Origin of the sequence: Pantoea sp. SOD02 (genome assembly GCF_024707505.1) — a bacterium.
Classification (GTDB): domain Bacteria; phylum Pseudomonadota; class Gammaproteobacteria; order Enterobacterales; family Enterobacteriaceae; genus Pantoea; species Pantoea symbiotica.
The window spans coordinates 1,403,141-1,423,982 of sequence record NZ_CP102604.1 but is presented as its reverse complement, the minus strand read 5'-3'; the positions used below and the strand labels follow the sequence as shown (position 1 = coordinate 1,423,982).

18 protein-coding genes are annotated in these 20,842 nt (G+C 55.0%); 7 read left to right on the top strand and 11 right to left on the bottom strand.

The features are described 5' to 3' along the window. Window positions 1-31: 31 nt before the first annotated feature. Both NR302_RS06585 and NR302_RS06580 read right to left on the bottom strand, forming a co-directional pair. A complete protein-coding gene (locus NR302_RS06585; RefSeq protein WP_258144836.1) occupies window positions 32-1,483 on the bottom strand; it encodes an FAD-binding oxidoreductase in 1,452 nt (483 codons plus the stop codon). Between the two features lie 17 nt (window positions 1,484-1,500). After that, the gene (locus tag NR302_RS06580; RefSeq protein ID WP_154192041.1) at window positions 1,501-2,286 is read right to left on the bottom strand and encodes an SDR family oxidoreductase; all 786 of its coding nucleotides are present in this window, start codon (window positions 2,284-2,286) and stop codon (window positions 1,501-1,503) included. 393 nt (window positions 2,287-2,679) lie between these two features. Here NR302_RS06580 and NR302_RS06575 point away from each other — a divergent pair, with 393 nt between their 5' ends. Then, window positions 2,680-3,951, top strand: a complete 1,272-nt coding sequence (locus tag NR302_RS06575; protein ID WP_258144835.1) for a nitrate/nitrite transporter — start codon at window positions 2,680-2,682, stop codon at window positions 3,949-3,951. 1 nt (window position 3,952) lies between these two features. Continuing rightward, on the top strand, window positions 3,953-5,389 hold the full coding sequence (locus NR302_RS06570; protein ID WP_258144834.1) for an FGGY-family carbohydrate kinase: 1,437 nt from the start codon (window positions 3,953-3,955) through the stop codon (window positions 5,387-5,389). 26 nt (window positions 5,390-5,415) lie between these two features. On the opposite strand, the gene NR302_RS06565 is transcribed toward NR302_RS06570, so the two are convergent. Both NR302_RS06565 and NR302_RS06560 read right to left on the bottom strand, forming a co-directional pair. Beyond that, window positions 5,416-5,991 (bottom strand): glycerol-3-phosphate responsive antiterminator, encoded by a 576-nt coding sequence (locus NR302_RS06565; protein ID WP_258144833.1) that lies wholly within the window; start codon window positions 5,989-5,991, stop codon window positions 5,416-5,418. A gap of 18 nt (window positions 5,992-6,009) precedes the next feature. After that, complete coding sequence (locus NR302_RS06560; protein WP_008102515.1) at window positions 6,010-6,927, bottom strand: LysR substrate-binding domain-containing protein; 918 nt, start codon at window positions 6,925-6,927, stop codon at window positions 6,010-6,012. A gap of 221 nt (window positions 6,928-7,148) precedes the next feature. Between NR302_RS06560 and NR302_RS06555 the strand changes: the two genes are divergently transcribed. Genes NR302_RS06555 through NR302_RS06540 form a run of 4 tightly spaced genes read left to right on the top strand, consistent with a single transcriptional unit; the run spans window position 7,149 to window position 11,525 of the window. After that, entirely contained in the window at window positions 7,149-8,513 is a 1,365-nt protein-coding gene (locus NR302_RS06555) for an MFS transporter (protein ID WP_258144832.1), read from the top strand. Between the two features lie 12 nt (window positions 8,514-8,525). Continuing rightward, entirely contained in the window at window positions 8,526-9,026 is a 501-nt protein-coding gene (fae, locus tag NR302_RS06550; RefSeq protein WP_008102519.1) for a formaldehyde-activating enzyme, read from the top strand. Between the two features lie 13 nt (window positions 9,027-9,039). Further along, the gene (locus NR302_RS06545; protein WP_258144831.1) at window positions 9,040-10,086 is read left to right on the top strand and encodes an aldo/keto reductase; all 1,047 of its coding nucleotides are present in this window, start codon (window positions 9,040-9,042) and stop codon (window positions 10,084-10,086) included. Continuing rightward, on the top strand, window positions 10,083-11,525 hold the full coding sequence (locus tag NR302_RS06540) for an NAD-dependent succinate-semialdehyde dehydrogenase (RefSeq protein ID WP_258144830.1): 1,443 nt from the start codon (window positions 10,083-10,085) through the stop codon (window positions 11,523-11,525). The genes NR302_RS06545 and NR302_RS06540 overlap by 4 nt, the downstream gene beginning before the upstream one ends. A gap of 312 nt (window positions 11,526-11,837) precedes the next feature. On the opposite strand, the gene NR302_RS06535 is transcribed toward NR302_RS06540, so the two are convergent. The 7 genes from NR302_RS06535 to mntR all read right to left on the bottom strand — a co-directional run bounded on the left by NR302_RS06535 (window position 11,838) and on the right by mntR (window position 20,364). Next, window positions 11,838-13,430, bottom strand: coding sequence for an ABC-F family ATPase (locus NR302_RS06535; RefSeq protein ID WP_179451434.1), 1,593 nt, complete (start codon window positions 13,428-13,430; stop codon window positions 11,838-11,840). A gap of 188 nt (window positions 13,431-13,618) precedes the next feature. After that, window positions 13,619-14,020 carry an H-NS family nucleoid-associated regulatory protein gene (locus NR302_RS06530; protein ID WP_008102525.1) on the bottom strand — a complete coding sequence of 134 codons (402 nt, stop codon included), beginning with the start codon at window positions 14,018-14,020 and terminating at the stop codon, window positions 13,619-13,621. Between the two features lie 416 nt (window positions 14,021-14,436). After that, window positions 14,437-15,966 (bottom strand): efflux transporter outer membrane subunit, encoded by a 1,530-nt coding sequence (locus tag NR302_RS06525; RefSeq protein ID WP_258144829.1) that lies wholly within the window; start codon window positions 15,964-15,966, stop codon window positions 14,437-14,439. Window position 15,967: 1 nt separating this feature from the next. Next, a complete protein-coding gene (locus NR302_RS06520; protein ID WP_154153149.1) occupies window positions 15,968-17,536 on the bottom strand; it encodes a DHA2 family efflux MFS transporter permease subunit in 1,569 nt (522 codons plus the stop codon). Further along, window positions 17,533-18,660 carry an HlyD family secretion protein gene (locus NR302_RS06515; RefSeq protein WP_061717217.1) on the bottom strand — a complete coding sequence of 376 codons (1,128 nt, stop codon included), beginning with the start codon at window positions 18,658-18,660 and terminating at the stop codon, window positions 17,533-17,535. The genes NR302_RS06520 and NR302_RS06515 overlap by 4 nt, the downstream gene beginning before the upstream one ends. Before the next feature lie 115 nt (window positions 18,661-18,775). Beyond that, entirely contained in the window at window positions 18,776-19,885 is a 1,110-nt protein-coding gene (locus NR302_RS06510) for an SLC13 family permease (protein ID WP_258144828.1), read from the bottom strand. Window positions 19,886-19,905: 20 nt separating this feature from the next. Then, the gene (gene mntR / locus NR302_RS06505; protein ID WP_008102536.1) at window positions 19,906-20,364 is read right to left on the bottom strand and encodes a manganese-binding transcriptional regulator MntR; all 459 of its coding nucleotides are present in this window, start codon (window positions 20,362-20,364) and stop codon (window positions 19,906-19,908) included. Window positions 20,365-20,566: 202 nt separating this feature from the next. Here mntR and NR302_RS06500 point away from each other — a divergent pair, with 202 nt between their 5' ends. Beyond that, entirely contained in the window at window positions 20,567-20,761 is a 195-nt protein-coding gene (locus tag NR302_RS06500; protein WP_008102539.1) for a hypothetical protein, read from the top strand. Window positions 20,762-20,842: the final 81 nt, after the last annotated feature.

Below are 20,842 nucleotides of genomic sequence, written 5' to 3'. Positions count from 1 at the left end.
GCCATTCATGGCGACCTGGTAACGAGCAGCACTACTCTTGCGGGAAAATGGTGCCTTTATTCATAATCCCATGCGGATCAAACGCGGTCTTCAGCGCCTGTAAAATCGGCCAGGCGCTGCCGTGCTCCTGTTGCGCCCACTGCACGCGATGCTTCCCAATGCCGTGGTGATGTACCATCGAACCGCCCAGCTTCAGCGTCTCTTCCACAATCATGCCGTTAAGCGGCACATGGTATTTCGCCATCTCCTCTTCCGGGCGGCAATCCACCACGTTGTAGTCATACACGAAATACATATTGGTGCCGTTGATGTAGCTGTGCGACGAGTGTCCGCCGAGCATGGTGATGTCTTGCGCATGCGGAAATTCGTTGCGAATGCGCTTCAGCACGTTTTCGTAGATGGCATTAATGGTTGACCAGTCGCCCGACACTTCGGTGGTGAAGCCCATGTTGCCGGTGCGCATAATAAAGTCGCGCTCGGCCTGCACTTTCTCCGGTCCCCAATTAAGGTTTTCGAACCAGTTTTGGATCAGCTTATTGTCAACCGGCTGACACTCGCGGTGCTGCGCCACAATCGCCTCAATGCCTTTCCCGGTGGCTTCGCTGATCCCGCGCGTCCCTTCCGCCATGAAAATCAGTACGCATTTGCCTTTCGAGAAGTGACTGAAGTGCTGATTAGCATCCTCAGGATCGTAGAGACGCGCAATCGACGGGCGATAACCATCAACCATCACTTCACGCAGGATGGCGAAGCCGGTTTTCATCGAATCAAGCAGATAGCCATAAAAACGGTTATTTTCTGGCTGATATTTAAACATTTTCACCGTGACTTCGGTGATGTAACAGAGCGCACCTTCGTTACCGATAATCACATGGCGAATATCCGGACCTGCCGCACGACGCGGAACGTTTTTGATGCGGGTGATGTCACCGTTCGGGAACACCGCTTCCAGTCCTACCACCATATCTTCGATGGCGCCATACAGCGTGGAGAACTGGCCGATACTGCGCGTGGCGACCAAGCCGCCCATCTGCGCTAACGGCTTCGACTGCGGTGAATGGCCGGTGGTGTAACCCTGGGCGCGCAGCTGATTTTCCAGCACTTCCAGCGTTACGCCACACTGCGCGGTAACCTGCATGTTCTCGATATCGATGTTAATGACCTTATTCATGCCAGAACCATCCAGCACCACCGAATTCGGCGCAGCGGTTTCCAGCCCGCCTTCGGTGGCCGATGCGCCGGTACGCGGCACGCCGTTAATCTGGTGGCGATTCATTAAGGCCAGCACCTCGGAAACCTGCTGGGTGTTTTGTAATTTCACCACCGCTGCCGGAATGGGCATAGTATACACGCCGTGAATATCGGCATATTTACGGAACCGATCGTGGCTGCTGCGCTTTAATTCTGCTTCATCGGTAATCACCTGCTGCGGACCGGCGATCTCTTTTAATTGTTCAACAATAGCTTCGCGTGAAAGCGTCATAATTTATTCCTCAATTTTTAGCGAACGCGGTAGCCGCCATCGACGACTAACAAATGACCGTTAACATAATCTGATGCGCGGCTGGCTAAATAGACCATCGCGCCCATTAAATCCTGCGTATTTCCCCAGCGATTAGCGGGAATATGATCCAGCACGCGTTGATTGGTTTCAGGATTGCTACGGGTATTTAATGTAATCGGCGTCGCGTAATAACCCGGCGCAATGCCATTGACCTGAATATTGTGTTGACCTAACTCGTCACAATAGGCTTTGGTTAAACCGGCAATCGCATGTTTGGTGGCGGCATAGGCGGGCGATCCTTGTCCTCCTAGCCAGGAGAAGAGCGAGCAAATATTAATTATCTTGCCCGACTTTTGCGGCACCATTATTTTTGCCGCCTGATGACTCATTTCAAATGCTGCGGTGAGATTCACCTGAATCATCGGATCCCAATCCTGTCGATCAAATTCCAGCACCGCATTTAACTTACAGATTCCGGCGTTATTCACCAGAATATCCAGCCGACCAAAGCGTTCCAGACATTCGGCAATAATGCGTGCCGGTTCGCCCGCTTGCGTGATATCGGCTTGCATGAACTCCGCCCGAACGCCACAGCTTTCAATCAGTTGGCGCGTTTCGGCATTGGCAGGTGCCAGATCCGGAATAAACACGTTGGCACCCGCTTTGGCTAACGCCACGGCAAAGGCCTGGCCGAGACCGCTGTTGCCGCCGGTGACAATGGCGCTTTTGCCATGCAACCCAAAGAAGTCGAGAGAAAAACTCTCCAGCGCTTCCGTCGTCATGATTTCACCTCCTGGCTAAATAACGGGCAATAAAAAAGGAGAAAAGCAAGCTCCTTCGCGGTGAAGCGAAGAAGTTACTTTTCTCCTAATCTCGAGTAACTGCCAATTACGCTAGCATGGCGAATTAAAAATAAAAAGCGATCGTAATCACAAAAGTTATTGCAACAAAAGTATGCGCTAATCACGCCATATAATTTACTGCGCACAAATTAAATAGGATAAAACCGAGAGCACAGTGAAACTGGCTTTTGTGATTTTCTTCACAACGCAAACTCCTGGCTGCGTGTTAAAAATGGCGTCCGTTACTGTCTGAGACGAAGAGAAAAGTAACTTTCCGCAATTGCGGAGAGGATGCTTTTCTCTTTTTTTTGTTTCTAATTTTGGGGATTTGAGATGCACGCTAAAAATACCACGCGCTGGCTAACCCTGGCGGTAATAAGCATCAGCGGGGGCATTAGTTTCGATCTCGCCTATTTACGCTATATCTATCAAATTCCCATGGCGAAATTTATGGGTTTTTCCAATACCGAAATTGGTGTCATTATGAGCACCTTCGGTATTACAGCGATTTTACTTTACGCGCCTGGCGGCATCATTTCTGACAAATTCTCGCACCGCAAAGTGATGTCCGGCGCGATGATCGCCACCGGCTTATTGGGCATGATGATGGCAACTTATCCGCCGCTGTGGGCAATGTTGCTGATTCAGGTTGCCTTCGCCATCACCACTATTTTGCTGCTGTGGGCCGTATCGATCAAAGCCGCATCGCTGCTCGGCACACGTGAGGAGCAAGGCAAAATCATGGGCTGGATGGAAGGCCTGCGCGGTGTCGGCGTGATGGGCCTGGCGCTGTTTACCGTGTGGGTGTTTTCACGCTTTCATCCGGACGATCCCAACAGTCTTAAAGCGGTGATCCTGATTTACAGCGGCACCTATATTGCGCTGGGGATCGCCTGCTGGTTTCTGGTCAGCGATGGCTTTGCCCAGAGCGGCGACGAGGCACAATCTGCCTTTAGTCTGAAGCATGCGCTACGCGTGCTGAAAATGCCCACCACCTGGTATTGCAGCATGATCATCTTCGGCGTCTATACGCTTTACGCCATTCTCAGCTACTCCACCAACTATCTCTCCGAGATTTACGGCATGTCGCTGGTCGCCGCCAGCTATATGGGCATCATCATCAACAAAGTGTTTCGCGCCATTTGTGGTCCAATGGGCGGCATGCTCACCAGCTACAGCCGCTGGCGTTCGCCAACGCGCGTGATTCAGGTATTTGCTTTCGTGAGTTTCACCACGCTGATTCTGCTGTGGCTGGTCACACGGCAGCCGGTGAGTTTAGTGCTGGCGATTGGCCTGATTCTGTTGATGGCCTTTACCTGCTACGCCTCGCGCGGGCTCTACTTTGCCTGCATCGGCGAAGTGAATACGCCAAAACAAATTCTGGGCACCACCATCGGCATCTGCTCGGTGATCGGTTTTCTGCCGGATGTATTCGTCTACCCGATCATTGGCCACTGGCAGGATACGCTGCCGCCCGCCCTCGCCTATCGCAATATGTGGATGATGGGCGCCACGGCCAGCGTCTTGGTGCTGGTGTTTACCGCATTATTAATGGGACAAATCAAGCGCGTCGCGGCTGCGACAGCGCTGGCAAAAGGAGTCTGATATGTCTGGCTATTTGATGGGCATCGATGTGGGCACGCAAAGTGCCAAAGTGGTGATCTTCCAAACGGATGGCAAGGTGCTGTGCAGTGCTCAGCAACCGCTGCGCGCGCTGGCTATTCCGCAGCCAAACCGTGCTGAACATCCTGACGACGATCTCTGGACATCGGTGCAACAAACCTGCCGCGCGGCAATGCTGCGTTTTCATCAGTTGGGCGGGCAACCGCATCAGCTGCTGGCCGCCGGGTTGTGCGTGATCCGCTGCTGCCGTGTGCTGATGCGCGCCGACGGTGAACTGGCATGGCCAGTGATCAACTGGATGGATGTGCGTCTTAATCAGCCTTATCAGCACGAAACGGCTTATGGCGACGTGCGCTGGATCACCACTACATCCGGCTATATCACCCATCGTCTTACCGGGGAAACGCGTGATACCAGCGCCAACTATATTGGCTGCTGGCCGATGGATGATGTGCATCAGGATTGGGATAACGCGCAGATGCCAGCCTGCAATCTGCGCCGCGAACAGCTGTTTGATGTGGTGCGGCCCGGCGACGTACTCGGTCAGGTAACGTCTGCCGCCGCCAAAGCCAGCGGCCTGCCGCAAGGCTTGCCGATTGTGGCCACCGCGCATGATAAAGCGGTGGAAGCCTTGGGCGCGGGTGCGTTAGCCGACGATGAAGCGCTGATCTCACTCGGCACGTATATCGGTGCGATGGTGCACGGTGATGAAACTCCGCGCAGTAGCGATCACTTCTGGCCGTTTCAGGCCGCGCTGCCACAACGTTTTCTCTATGAATGCATGGGCGTGCGTCGCGGCATGTGGACCATCAGCTGGTTCCGCGATCAGTTTGGCGCCGCCGCGGTCCAGGATGCGCAGGATCGCGGCATCGACATTGAGAGCTTGCTGAGTGCCGAAGCCAGTCGCGTACCCGCAGGCAGCGACGGGCTGATCACACTGCACGATTGGGCAGCACCGGCGCACGCACCTTGGCGCAAAGGGGCAATCATCGGATTCGATGGCCGCCATACGCGCGCGCATCTGTTCCGCTCGCTGCTGGAGGGCATCGTGTTCACGATGAAGAATCATCTGGATCCGATGATGCAGGCGCTGGAGCGCCCGCTGGCGCAGCTGGTGATTTCGGGTGGCGGTGCCAATAGCGATCTGTTTATGCAACTGTTTGCCGACATCTTTGGCGTGCCAGCACGACGTAATGCCATGCGCAGTTCAGCGGCGATCGGCTGTGCCATCAGCGCGGGCATGGCGGTTGGCGTGTGGAAAGATTACGCCGATGCGGTGGCAGCGCTGGTGCAGCCGGGCGAGACCTTTATGCCCAACGCCACGCATCATGCGCACTATCAGCAGCTCAACCAGCAGGTTTATCAGCAGTTGCATGCGGCGCTGGATCCGCTGTTACAGCGTTTGAGTCCGCTGGCCTGATATCCAGGTGCGCATGAATGCGCACCCTACGGAATAGCGGCAGCCAATGGCCAGACTCCCGCATTGGTCGTGGACACCGCCAGCGCGCCGGCTGCCAGCGCCAGACGCGCATCCTCTTCATCGCACACCAGCCCGCCGGCAATGATCGGCTGGCTGATGCGTTCGGTGATCCAGCCCAGCACTTTCGGCATACAGCCCGGCAGGATTTCAACAATATCCGGCGCTGACTGCGCTACTTGCTTCTCAATGTTGTTGAAGGAGATGGAGTCAAGCACGAAGAGCCGGTGAATCGCCCAGAAACCGTGCTGGCGCGCGGCTTTCAGCATCGCCGGTTTGGTGCTGATGATGCCATCCGCCTGGGTGACGATTTTCAGAAACTGAATCACCACTTCCTGACGCGAGCTGCCTTCCAGCAGATCGACATGGACGAAGGCCATTTTCCCGGCCTGTTTGATCTGCCCAACGATACGCCCGATGTTGCAAATGTTGCCGTAAAGCACCGACACCACCTGACAAGGTGAATCCAGCGCCTGTTGCAGACTTTGCGCATCTTTCACCGCCGCCACTACCGGCGCGTTCTTTAACAACTCAACTAAATCCACTGCACACCACCTTTTCCATTAAAGCGTCATCGTGGCAATCGGCGCGGCAGCGTTAAAACGCTGCATCTCCGTCAACAGCCAATCGCGAAATACGGTAACACGTGGCAGCGTCTGTTTGCCGCCCGGTACTTCCAGCCAATAGCCGTTCGCGCTGGCGAGCATCTGTGATGACACCTGCACCAGCACGCCATTGTTCAGTTCATTACGTACCATCGCACGATCCAGCACCGCATAACCCGCACCGGTCACACAGGCGTTAATCACCTGATCCTGAGTACTGAAGGCCAGCCCGTTATCTTCCAGCGCCGGAGCTTCACCGCAAGCCTGACACCAGCGCGCCCAGTTATCCAGCCGGCTGTCGCCATTGAGGATATGCAACTGCGGCATCAAATTGATATCCGGCCAGGCCCCATCCAGCATCAGCAGCGGACTGGCCACCAGCACCAGGGTTTCATGGCACAGCCATTCCCCTTCGCCGCCCGCCGCCTGCGCCTCTTCCTGCGATCCAAAGCGGATAGCGCAGTCAAAGTCGCTGTATTTCTGGCGCGCTTCACTGATCAGCATGATTTGCAGATGGCGATGCTGCTGACGCAGCGTGACCAGCCGTGGTGCTAACCAGCGCGTGGCAAAAGTAGGCGCAACCTGCAAACGCAGGTGCTGGCGCGGATTGTGTTGTTGCACGCCGCGCACGCCCTCTTCCAGCAAATCCAGCGACTGCCGCACCACCGGCAGCAGCTGGATCGCTTCCGGTGTAAGCAGTAAACCGCTATGGCTACGCACGAACAGATCTTTGCCGAGGAAGGTTTCCAGCTGACGCATCTGACGACTGGCGGCGCTCTGCGTCATGAATAACGCATCGGCGGCTTTGCTAAAACTCAGGGTGCGACAGGTCTCTTCGAACAGCCGCAACATATTGAGAGAAGGTAACTTTCTCATCTCTGCCTCCGGCAGACATGGGTGAAATGTTGCGCCAATGTAACCACAGCCCTTTCAGCCAGGGAGAATCAAACGCCAATTTTATGAGAGCAATCACAGGAAATTGCGGAATAGGGGTATGAGTTTTTCGCACTCGCCTGCGCCCGGTTCAAATGTCACAGTAATTTCGCATCCAGATAACAATAAAATAACAATCATCTCTCCAACCAGAAGGAAGGAATATGAAGCAAACCACTCTGATGGATGACGTACCCTTAAATCGCTTTCACCTCAAAATCACCGGTTTAACCTTCGGCGCGCACCTTACGGATGGCTACATTCTCGGCTCCGTTGGTTTTGCGCTGACACAAATGACGCCGCAGATGAACCTGTCACCGTTCTGGCAGGGGATGATCGGCAGCTCCGCCTTAATCGGCCTGTTTCTTGGCAGCTTGATTCTTGGCTGGATCGCCGATTCCGTTGGCCGCCAGAAGATCTTCTGCTTCAGCTTTATTCTCATCACCCTCGCCTCCGGCATGCAGTTCTTTGCACAGTCGGCAGAGCAGTTGTTCCTGCTGCGCGTGCTGATTGGCTTCGGCCTCGGCGGCGACTTCGCGGTCGGTCACACCATTCTGGCGGAGTTCGCGCCGCGTAAGCATCGCGGCGTGCTACTTGGCGCATTCAGCGTGTTGTGGACGGTTGGCTACGTGGCGGCGAGTTTTGCCGGACATCTGGCGCTCAACGCACATGCCGACGGCTGGCGCTGGCTGCTCGCCTCTTCGGCGTTACCGGCGCTGGCGATTCTGCTGCTGCGCATCGGCACGCCGGAATCCCCGCGCTGGCTGCTGCGTCGTGGGCGAAGGGAAGAAGCGCTGGCGATTGTCGCGCGTCTGTTTGGCCCGAATGTGACCTTGCCGGAAGAGCGCCAGCAAGCACCCGATGGCGGCCTGAGCGCGCTGTTCAGCCCACGCTATCGTCGTCGCACCGCCTTTAACTGCTTGTTCTTTGTCTGTCTGGTGATCCCCTACTTCGCCATTTACACCTTCCTGCCGGCGATTCTGCGTCAGATGGGTTTGGATCAGGGATTCGCCACCGATTTGCTGTTGAGCGGCCTGTTATTGGTTGGTGCGGTGTTGGGCATTGTGCTTACCGCCATGTGTTCACGTCGCGGCTTCCTGATTGGCTCGTTCATCTTCCTCGCCGCCTGCTTATTACTGCTGAGTCTGCTGCACAACAGCGCGGGCGTCTGGCTGATTGTGCTGTTCGCGGCTTTCACCTTAGTGATGTCGGCAGTGAGCAACCTGGTGGGCGTGTTCCCCGCCGAAAGTTTCCCAACCGATGTGCGCTCACGCGGCGTGGGTTTCGCCACCTCAATGAGCCGCCTTGGATCGGCGGTCGGCACGTTATTGCTGCCGCTGGCGATTGTGAATTACGGCATCGGCGGCACCATGGCGTTACTGGCCGCGATTCTGGTGCTGGGTGCATTGGTTTCCATCGCCTGGGCACCAGAGACCAAAGGATTGACGCTAACCGACGCGTCACAAGACACACCGCCGGCTGACAAATCGCTCAGCCCGCACGCTTCAACTTCAACGCAACAGCTGTAACGGGAGGCAATAATGGAAATGTATATCGGTGAAGGTTTTGCAGGCGACGGCGTGAATGCCTCGCACATCAATATCATGATTGGACCGCGTGACGGCGTGGTGGGACAGGCGTTCTCCACCAGCCTGGCCACGCCATCGCAAGGGCACTGTCCCTTTATGGTGGTGATTAAACCCAATGTGCCGGCCAAACCTATGACCTTGTATGTGAATAAAGCCGCAATTGATGGCGAACTGCACGGCAACGCCACCTGGGGCGCTTCGCAAGCGGCGATTGCCAAAGCGGTCACCGAGGCGCTGCTGAAAGGTACGCTGCCCGCCGAAGCCGAAGATGAGTGGTGCATCGTCACGGCCAACTGGGTGAATCCCGGCTGTACCGATGTGGATGAGGTGTTCGCCAATAACTATCGCGCCTGCACGGTGGCCATTGAGGCGGCAATGGAAAAATTACCGGGCCGTCAGCAGTTGCAGCAGGCGCTGTCGCAGTTGGGCAATCCGTTCTATACCCCGAAGTAACAGGAGTTGCAGCATGGAATACATCAATCTCGGCCACAGCGGTTTACGCGTATCCCGTCTTTGTCTCGGCACCATGAACATGGGCAGCAAAAGCTGGAAACCGTGGATTTTTGATGAGGCGCAGAGCGAGCCGATCATTCGTCACGCGCTGGAAAACGGCATTAACTTTATCGATCTGGCTGATTTCTACTCCAGCGGAGCCGGTGAAGAGGTGGTAGGCCGCGTGCTTAAGCGCGTGGCACAGCGTGACGAACTGGTGCTGACTACCAAAGTCGGTTATCCGCTTGGCGGCGGGCACAACAATCAGGGCCATTCGCGTAAGCACATCCTCGACAGCATTGACGGCAGCTTGCGCCGCCTCGGCACCGATTATGTCGATATGTATATGCTGCACTATTTCGATGTGAATACGCCGATCGAAGAGACGTGGGAAACGATGAACAGCATCGTGCGCAGCGGCAAAGCGCGCTATGTCGGCGTTTCCACCATGTATTGCTGGCAGCTGGCGAAAATTTTGTGGTGCTGCGAACGCAACGGTTTTGTTAAGCCCATCAACATGCAGTTGCAGCTTAACTGCGCCTATCGCGAAGAGGAGCGTGAAATGCTGCCGTTCTGCCGCGATCAGGGTTTGGGCGTCTCGGTGTTCAGTCCGTTAGCGCGCGGTTTGCTGAGTGGCGATGTGCAGTCGGTGCGCAATCAAACCGACTTCTTTACCCGCGAAATGTATGGCGATGAAGCCTCATTGCAGATCGCCGAATCGGTGGGCCGCGTGGCATCGGCGCGAGGACTTTCCAGCGCGCAAATCGCGCAAGCCTGGGTGCTGTCCCATCCAGGCGTGGATGCGATGCTGGTCGGGGCCGACAGCGTAGCGCAGCTGGATAGCGCGATCGCCGCATTGGATACACCGCTGGATAGCGAAGAGCGTTTCGAGCTGGAACGCAATTACACGCCATGCGATGTAATTAACGACTACACCGCCGGTAAACGCATTACCCGCCACAGCCGCGCGGCACGCACGGTGTTTGCCGATCAGATTCAACCTGCGAGGAATATTGCATGACAACTTCACTGCTACGGACCGGCTGGTACTGCGATGGACAATGGCTGGAGAGTGAACACACCTATGAGGTGAATAATCCGGCCGATGATAGCGTGGTGGCGCGCGTTGCTCACGTGGGTGAAGCCGAAACCACGCGGGCGATTGAGGCGGCTACTGCTGCCCTGCCCGCCTGGCGCGCCCTGACCGCCAAAGCGCGCGCGGTGATTTTGCAGCGCTGGTATCAATTGATAGTAGAAAACCAGGAAGCGCTGGCGCAATTGGTGGTGCAGGAACAGGGCAAAGTGCTGGCCGAAGCGCGTGGCGAAGTGCTGTACGCCGCCAGCTTTATTGAATGGTTCGCCGAAGAAGGCAAGCGCGCCAACGGCAAAACCATTCCGTCCACCAAAGCGGGCAATCTGATCCTGACGCTGAAACAGCCGGTTGGTGTGGTCGCCGCCATCACGCCGTGGAATTTTCCGCTGGCAATGTTGACGCGCAAACTGGGCCCAGCACTGGCGGCGGGTTGTACCGCCATCGTTAAACCCGCCAATGAAACGCCGCTGTCGGCTTTTGCCTTGCTGGTGCTGGCGGAGCAAGCCGGCGTGCCTGCGGGCGTGCTGAATGCCGTCAGCGGCGCGACCGTGGAGATTGGTCATACGCTGACGCACGACGATCGCGTGCGCAAAATCTCCTTCACCGGCTCAACGGCGGTGGGAAAATTGTTGATGCGTGATGCCGCCAGCTCGGTGAAAAAGTTATCGCTGGAATTAGGCGGCAACGCGCCCTTTATCGTGTTCGACGATGCGGATATTGATGCAGCGGTAGAAAACGCAATGGCGGCAAAATTCCGTAACAGCGGGCAAACCTGTATTTGCGTGAATCGCTTTTACGTGCAGGACGGCGTTTACGATCGTTTCGTCAATAAACTGGCCGATGCGGCGCGGGCACTTAAAGTGGCGCCGGGTTTGACGCCTGGCGCACAGCAAGGACCGCTGATCCATCGGCGCGCCATGGAGAAAGTCGAAACCCATGTTAAGGATGCGGTGCAGCGTGGTGCACGTTTGCTGTGCGGCGGTGAGCGTCATGCCCTGGGCGGCAGTTTCTATCAGCCTACAGTGCTCGCCGATGCCAATGAGCAGATGCTGCTGGCGCATGAGGAAACGTTCGGCCCGGTAGCCGCCTGCTTCCGCTTCACCACTGAAGATGAGGTGATCGCCCGCGCCAACGCCACGCCATATGGATTGGCGGCTTATCTGTGGACGCGTGATTTAGCGCGCGCGCTGCGCGTCACGCCACAGCTTGAAAGCGGCATGGTGGGCGTGAACGAAGGGATCATTTCCACCGAAGTGGCACCGTTTGGCGGCGTGAAGGCATCAGGTTTGGGGCGTGAAGGCGCGGATGTTGGGTTGGACGAATATCTGGAAACGCAGTATGTGAATATTGGGCAGATTGGGGGATAGGAGGATTTGCTGCTCTCCCGAGTAAGGTTGAGGGAATGACGCCCGATCGCAAAGGATAACCGCATCCATGCTGATCGGCCTCGCCATCCATGGCTCGGACGCTTTGCTCTTCGGGCGTCACACCCTCACCCATCAAGCAGAGGTGCGGTTGTTGAAATACCGCACCTGACGAGCATAAAGGCGTGAATGCCGGGTCCGGAGTAAAGCGTCCGCCGCAGGGATGCGGCGGACGAGGCTACAGGGATGTATTTACGCCGTCTTTACGCAGCGACCCGGTATTTTCGCCTGATCAGCGCCGAAACCTCACCAGCCTTAAACAATCCCCTGGCTGCGCAGGTAATCTTCATAGTTACCGGTGAAGTCGATAATACGATCGGCTTTCATCTCCATCACGCGGGTAGCCAGCGAGCTGACAAATTCACGGTCGTGCGAGACGAAAATCAGGGTACCTTCGTACATCTCCAGCGCCATGTTGAGCGACTCGATCGATTCCATATCAAGGTGGTTAGTCGGCTCATCCATGATCAGGATGTTCGGCTTCTGCATCATCAGCTTGCCAAACAGCATGCGGCCCTTCTCACCACCCGACAGCACTTTGGCTGGCTTATTGATCTCGTCGTGACCAAACAGCAGGCGGCCAAGAATACTGCGCACCGCTTGTTCGTCATCGCCTTCCTGCTTCCATTGGCTCATCCAGTCGAATACCGTCAGGTCTTCAGCGAAGTCTTCCGCGTGATCCTGGCCGTAATAACCAATACGCGCATTCTCGGACCATTTCACTGTGCCGCTATCCGGCGTATGTTCACCGATCAGCGTTTTCAGCAGCGTGGTTTTACCGATACCGTTGGCACCGAGGATCGCCAATTTCTCGCCGACTTCTAACATCAGGTTGAGTTTATTAAACAGCGGACCGTTATCAAAACCTTTGGTCAGCGCTTCAACTTCCAGCGCATTACGGAACAGTTTCTTATCCTGGTCAAAACGGATAAACGGGTTTTGACGGCTGGAGGCTTTAACTTCTTCCAGCTTAATTTTATCAATCTGCTTGGCACGCGAAGTCGCCTGACGTGATTTAGAGGCATTGGCGCTAAAACGGCTAACGAACGATTGCAGATCGGCAATTTGCGCTTTCTTCTTGGCGTTATCCGATAATAAACGTTCGCGTGATTGAGTAGCCGCGGTCATATATTCGTCATAATTACCTGGATAAACGCGCAGTTCGCCGTAATCCAGATCCGCCATATGCGTACACACCATATTCAGGAAGTGACGGTCATGCGAAATGATGATCATGGTGCTGTTACGTTCGTTGAGCACTTGCTCCAACCAACGAATGGTATCGATATCCAGGTTGTTGGTCGGTTCATCGAGCAACAAAATATCCGGATTAGCAAATAATGCCTGCGCTAAAAGCACACGCAATTTCCAGCCCGGCGCAATTTCGCTCATCGGACCGTAGTGCTGCTCCACCGGAATGCCAACGCCCAGTAATAATTCACCGGCACGTGATTCTGAACTGTAACCGTCCATCTCGCCGTATTCGACTTCGAGATCGGCGACTTTATAGCCTTCCTCTTCGCTCATTTCCGGCAAAGCATATATACGGTCACGCTCTTGCTTCACTGCCCACAATTCATTGTGGCCCATGATCACGGTGTCCAGCACACTATATTGCTCAAAGGCAAATTGGTCCTGACGTAACTTACCGATACGCTCATTAGGGTCGAGGGAAACATTTCCACCCGTCGGCACCAGGTCGCCGCCCAGTATTTTCATAAAGGTAGATTTACCGCTGCCGTTCGCACCGATTAAACCGTAACGATTACCGCCGCCAAATTTAACGGAGATATTTTCGAACAGCGGCTTACTGCCGAACTGCATGGTGATATTGCTGGAAACTAACACGGCATTGACCTTTGTTACGCAGTGGAGGAAAAAACAGCGGGCATTATGCCAGAAGCGGGCACCCGTACGCCACCTCTGCGCCAGAGGCAGAGAGGGTAATCGGCTGAACGTCTTGAGCTAATACAAAAAAATAAATAAAAAAGCCGAAGGCGTTGGCCTTCGGCTCCCACTTACAAGGATTGTGCGGATTATTTGATCAGGAAAGTATCGAGGCTTTTACCTGAATCCAGCGCTTTTTTAATCGCAGCTGGGGTACGGCCCTGACCGGTCCATGATTTTACTTCACCGTTTTCGTCGGTGTAAGAATATTTTGCTGGACGTGGTGCACGCTTAGCGCGTTTTTTACCAACTTCCAGAGCACCCAGTAATTCGTTCGGGTCAATACCGTCAGCCAGCAGCATTTCGCGATATTTAGACAGCTTCTCTTCTTTTTCGCGGTTCTGCGCTTCTTCTGCGTTTACTTCGTCACGACGTTCAGTCACAACAACAGTTAATTTTTCCAGAATTTCTTCCAGATCGGTCAATGGCAGTTCACGAGCCTGCGCACGTAATGTGCGAATGTTGTTCAGAACTTTAAATGCGTCACTCATCACAATGTCCTTGCTTAAGGGGGTTAAATAAACTGTAGTGGCAAGATTACCTAATTCAAATAAAAAAATAAATTAATTTTATTGTCCGGATTTATCTGAACTTGCTTACCTAATTCTTACATTGAGCTTTAAAACGGGTAAGGTTGCTTTAATTAACCCTGAATTAACAACTCAAGGTTGTTCCTTATGGAGGAACTGGAATCGATTTCAGTCCGATATTCTCAGGTAATAAACAACCATTTAGGCGCTATTGCGTGCTGCAGCATTAGTGAGCATAAAGGTAAGCAAGGATTAATGGTGTAACGAAAAACCTATTTTCATTGTGGAGTAATATATTGCTGAGGATGAGAGAAGAATCTCATTTTTTCTTATCGTGCCGATAAAAAAGCCGGTGGTTAACCGGCTACTAAGGGAAATTAATGCACTTCCGTCGCGGGACCAAACACTGAATAGTCTGGCAGATTGACATTTTGATAAGGTTCCCAGCCACCGCCCAGCGCTTTATATAACGCCACTAAATCGAGTGCACTTTGCATGCGCGCCTGCGTCGATTGCGCTTTAGCTTGCGCCAGTTGTCGCTGCGCATCTAATACATCGAGGAAAGTAGAAATACCCTGACGATAACTGTCGCTGGCTAAATCAAATGCGCGTTGCAGTGCGCCGGTGGTTTCATCCAGTGCAATAACCTGCTGTTGATCGGCGCGATAACTAACCAGCGCGTTCTCCACATCCTGCAGCGCGGTTAATACCGTTTGACGATAATCAAGCGCCGCGCTGGCTTGCTGCGCGCGCGCCAGTTTTACGCTGGAGACTAAACGGCCGCCCTGAAAAATAGGAATCGACAGCGACGGCCCAACGCTGAAGAAGTGGCTGCTCCAGTCATCCAGATAGCTGGCATCGGTATTTCGCACACCCAGTTGCCCGGTGAGCGACAAGCTAGGGAACAGATCGGCAACCGAAACGCCAATGTTCGCGGTTTCCGCATGCAAGGTCGCTTCGGCCTGACGAATATCCGGACGTCGCCGCGCCAGCGTGGACGGAATGCCCACCGGCACCAGTTTCGGCAAATCGGGCAGTGGTTTGATGTTCATCAGTTCATTATCCAGCGCGCCCGGCGTTTTACCCAGCAGCACCGCCAAACCGTTCATCGCCTGCTGCTGCTGCGCCTGATATTGCGGCAGCTGCGCATTCAGTGAGGCCAACTGCGCGCGGGCGTTTTCGACATCCGTGGTCGGCGCTAAACCGTTTTGCTGCTGGCTTTTGGTCAGTTCCCAGGTTTGCTGAGCCACCTCGATCTGCTGCTGTAAGGTCGCCAGCACCGCCTGCGAACCGCGCAGTTGCAGGTAGGCACGCGCGACTTCAGCTTCCAGCGAGACCAGTGCATCGTTGCGCTGCTCAATAGCCGCCTGCTGCTGCGCATCCGCGGCTTCCATCTGGCGGCGTACTTTGCCCCACAGATCCAGCTCCCAACTGGCGTCAAAGCTGCCCTGATAAAGAGTAACGGAATGATCTAAACCGTTGAGCTGGCTGGCGACATCGCTATCAACCTGATCATAAACGCCGTTGGATTTCAGCAAGCCTTTCAAACCCAGCTGCTGACGCGTGACCTTTGCCGAGCCGTTAAGCGACGGGAATAAGCCACCGCGCGCCTGCGCCAGCTGCTCACGCGCACCGGCAATACGCAGTACCGATTGTTGCAGCGTTAAGTTGCCGGCAATGGCGCGCTCAATCAGGCTATCGAGCTGCGGGTCGTTAAAGCTTTTCCACCACAGCGGATTGGTCGCCGCCGCCAGCGGCTTAGACGCTTGCTGTGAAGGCAAATCGTGGTAGCCGCCCGGCGTGTGCGCCTGCGGCGGCTGATAATCAGGTCCTACGGCGCATCCGGCCAGCATCAGTGACAGCGCCAGCAACGTCAGTGACGGCTGAGATCGCGAAATCATTTTCATTTTAATGTGCTCCTGCACCGCCTTCGCTCTTAATCGGCGAAAGCAACCAACAGAATGGAATCAATAGCAGCGCCACAATACTGAGGCCCATAAATACGTCGATGTACGCCAGAATACGCGCCTGGGCGATCATCTCCTGATAGAGCTGCCCGCTCGCCAGCACCAACGGATCGCCCACGGCGGTGGTGAAATTGCGGATCGAATCAGCCCAGTGTTGCAGCGTGAGATTGTAAGGCTCGTTGAGCGGCGACATGTTGTGCACCATGCTGGCCGAACGCGTCTGCATACGTTCGGTAATCCCCGCCGTCGACAGCGAAATGCCGATCGAGCCCGCAACGTTACGGAACATGGTGAACAGCGCCGAAGCATCGGCGTTTAATCGCTGCGGCACGGTGATAAACGCAATAGTAGTCAGCGGCACAAACAGGAAGCCAAGGCCGATCGACTGCGCGCTGCGCATCATCACCAGCGTGGTGAAATCGACGTTAGGCGTTAACGTGGTGGAATAGAAGAAGGCGCTGGCAAGACAAGTGAAGCCGAACGCAATAATGTAGCGCGTTTGCACGATCGGCATCAGCTTCAGCACGATGGGTATCGTCAGCACAATCAATATCGCGCCGGGCGACAGCACCAGCCCCGACCAGGTTGCGGTGTAGCCGAGATCCTGCTGCGCCAGTTGGGGAAGCACCACCGAACTGCCGTACAGAATCATCGCCATGCCCGCCATCAGCAAGCCCGCCACCCAGAAGTTGCGATCTTTCATTACGGTGAGATCAACCACTGGTTTGCGGGCATACAGCAGCCAATAAATGGCGCCAATAATGCCGATCACCGCCAGCATGGCGAACAGGCGGATAAAGTGCGAGGCGAACCAATCTTCATCTTCGCCACGATCGAGGAACACCTGCAAACAGCCCAGCCCCAGCGTGATCAGGCTGATGCCGATGTAATCGATCTTCAGGCGGCCTTTATCCCACTTGCGTTCCCACGGCGGATCTTCCAGCAACTGATAAATCGCCATCACCGTCAAAATGCCAACCGGAATATTAATGAAGAACACCCAGCGCCAGCTGTAGTTGTCGGTGATCCAGCCGCCAAGCGTCGGACCAATTACCGGCGCGACGATAATCGCAATCGACGACAGGCCAAAAGCTTTGCCGCGATCTTCCGCTTTGAAGTAATCGAGCAGCACCGATTGCTGCACCGGCTGCAATCCGCCGCCAAAAAAGCCCTGCAGCACGCGGAACAGAATGATCTGCCACAGTTCCGTGGCGATGCCGCACAAGAAGGAGCAGATGGTGAACATCACGATGCAGATCAGGAAGAATTGTTTGCGGCCAAACAGGCGGCTGAAGAACGCCGAGATCGGCAGTACGATGCCGTTGGCGACCAGATAAGAAGTCAGAACCCAGGTCGATTCGTCGTAACTGGAGGAGAGCGAGCCGGCAATGTGCGGCAGCGCGACGTTAACGATGGTGGTGTCGAGGATCTCCATAAACACCGCCAGCGTCACCGTAATAGCGACCAGCCACGGATTGCTGGCCGGACGCCAGCTTTCGCTCGCACTCATTCCACTGTGACCTTCGGCTCAACCGACAAGCCCAGCGGCAGCGGATGGTTAGGATCCAATCCTTTATCGATGACGATTTTCACTGGCACGCGCTGCACGATTTTCACGTAGTTGCCGGTGGCGTTTTCCGCCGGGAAGGTGGAGAAGCGCGAACCGGATCCCATCTGCACGCTATCCACATGCCCTTCCAGCTTCATATCCGGCCAGGCATCGACACTGATTTCCACTTTGTCGCCCGGCTTCATGCGCGCCAGCTGCGACTCTTTGAAGTTGGCATTGATCCAGATTTCAGGTGAAACCAGCGAGAATAGCGCGCTGCCGGCCTGCACCAGCGTGCCGAGGTGCACGTTACGCTTGGTGACGAAGCCATCGTATGGCGCGCGAACCTGAGTATAAGAGAGATTCAATTCGGCGGTGTTGAGCTGCGCCTGCGCCTGCTCAACTTGTTGCTCACGCGCTTCAACATTGGTTTCCTGTTGGCGAATTTGCAGCTTCACCTGAGAAGCCACTTCAACCTGCGCTTTAGCGCTTTGCAGTTGCGCTTCAGCCGAACGCAGCTGCGCGGCGGCAGTATCAATATTGCGCTGTGAAGTGGCTCGCGGATCAACGCCGCGCTGGCGACGATAATCGGCTTGAGCGTTGAGCAAGTTGGCCTGCGCTTTGGCCTGATCGGCGAGCGCTTGATCGCGCTGCGCCGGATATTGTACGCGAGATAAGGCTAACTGCGCCTGCGCCTGATGCAGCTGCGCCTGTGCCAGACCAAGCTGAGCTTTGGCCTGATCGCGCTGCGCTTCGCTGTCGCGCGCATCGATCTCCACCAGCAAATCGCCCTGCTTCACGCGCTGGTTATCGCGCACCAGCAGCTTGACCACGTAACCGGCCGCTTTCGGCGCGATAGTCACCGCATTGCCTTCGGTAAAGGCATCGTCAGTGCTTTCAATATTGCGCGTGGTGAGCCAGAACCATAATCCCACCACGATCATGATCACCACCACAATGGCGAGAAAAATCAGTGGCTTCTTTCCGGGGCGTTTACGTTCTGGTTCGTTGTTATCTTGATGGGTATTCGAGGTGTTTTGCGGATCCTGCTGATCGCGTTCAGACGGTTGATTCTGGTTTTCCATAATTTTTCATCGTAGGCGGTTGTCCCGATTCCCGGGCAAAAACGGTCAACATAACCTTAGATGGGAAACTGACAAATGCCAATGCAACTTTACACAAGCCGACATTGGCATGGCGCTAACGTATGAGGTGTAACAGCAGCCATCCACCCAACATCGACCAGCCCAGCATCGGGATGGAAAACAAGTGGAAACGCCACCAAACACGCGCGTCCTGTGCCATACGCAAGGCAATCAGGTTGGCGAGCGATCCTGGTAATAAGCCAAACCCGCCGATATTCACCGCCCACGCCAGCACGTCGGACGGTGGCACTTTCTGCAAAAGCAGAATGGTGGCGGGAACGTTACTGATGAATTGCGACAGGCCAATGGCCAGTAGATAGAGTCCGCCCTCGCCTAGCTGACCAATAGCGGCAAAATGCGGCTGCAGCCAGGACAAATGCATCAACAGGAAGACATCGATAAACATCGCCACGAACACCAGCAGCAAACTCCAGTCGATGCTGATCAACACGCTGCGCGCCATAATCAGGAAACAGGCGGCCACCAGCAGCAACGCCCAGCCGGTCATTTTCAGCTCGAGCGCCACGATAAACACGATGTACAGCAGCACGCTGATCATGAAGAGCGGCTTCTGCCATGTTTGGCTTTCGGTTTGGTCATGTTTCTGGATTACGCGCGCCGGGAAACTCCACCACGTCAGCGCCATTAGCGTGAGCATTAAAAATGCCGCCAGCGGCGCCATTTGCGCAATGAAGCCTGGCACGCTGAGCGTACCGTGACTCCACAACAGAATGTTTTGCGGGTTGCCAACCGGCGTCAGTAAGGAACCTGCGTTCACCGCCAGCGCTTCGAAAATGATCAGGCGGGAAATCGGCAAGCGCGAAAATTTGCGCAACGTTAGCGTCAGCGGCACCAGAATAAACAGCGCAACATCGTTGGTGAGAAAAGTAGAGAGCAACGCGGCGGCGCACACCATGAATAGCGCGAGTGCGCGTTCATGCTGAAAGCGCTGAATCAGGCGCGCACCGAGCACATCAAAATAGCCGCTGTTCTCTAGCCCTTTGGTCAACATCAATAAGCCGGTGAGCGTCATGATGGTGTGCCAGTCCACCGCAGCAGGCAGTTGCGACCAGCGGAAATTCGCCAACGGCAACATGATCACACCCAACAGCAATAACAAATGCAAAATACGATCGCGCATTAAGGAACGAAGCAGATTGGGCATGATGGCGGAAGGCCTTGTAGTTAGCGACTCTCGTAGAATTTCTGGAACACGGCCAGGGTTTCATCACTGACGTGATGCTCCAGGCCTTCTGAATCACGGCGCGCGGTTTCCGGGCTAACGCCCAGCGCCAACAGGAAGGTTTCAACAATATGGTGGCGAACGCGGCTCGCTTCCGCCAGCTTCTCTCCTTCGGCGGTGAGGAACACGCCGCGATACGGCACTTGCTCAACTAAGCCGGTGGTGCCAAGACGCTTCAACATTTTCGCCACGGTCGGCTGGGATACGCCCAAACGTGCGGCCATATCCACCTGACGCGCTTCGCCAAATTCGCGAATCAAATCAGAGATTAATTCTACGTAGTCATCGATCAGCTCACGACGATGCGCCTCGCGCACCTGACGAAATCCTTCGACATGCTCCTCTATCTCTTTTAGCGGGCCCTGGGGCATGTTGGTGGCGATTTTTGCACGACGACTCATCTAACTTCCTCTTTATTATCTGCCGCACTTTACCTGCGGTGCGGGCTGGCTGCGCCCATTGTAAACCAGGCACAAATAAGCACAAATTTTTCCTAAATAGTGTTGGCTAAAGAGTATAGCCAGTGCTATCTTTGTTGATAATGTAAGCGAATAGCTTATAAAGGCTACAAAGAAATTGTCGTCATTCACTCGGGAGGTGAACATGACTACCATGAAAAACTGCCTCGACTGTGGCAAATGTTTCCAGGCTGAACAGAGCAAACCGGCTTTTGAGCTGAAATCACTGCTGTGCCTGTTTACCCGCTCGCCGTTTGCGCTGCGTTTGATGCTGATTGAAAAGCTCACCGGCAAACAGCTGGTTGAACGTCCGTGCCCAAACCTGATCTGGCGCGGCTAACGTTCCCGACTTCCAATAAAACCCGCTCACGTAGCGGGTTTTGTGTTTCTGGTAGCCGGTAAACCATATTTTGCGCCCATA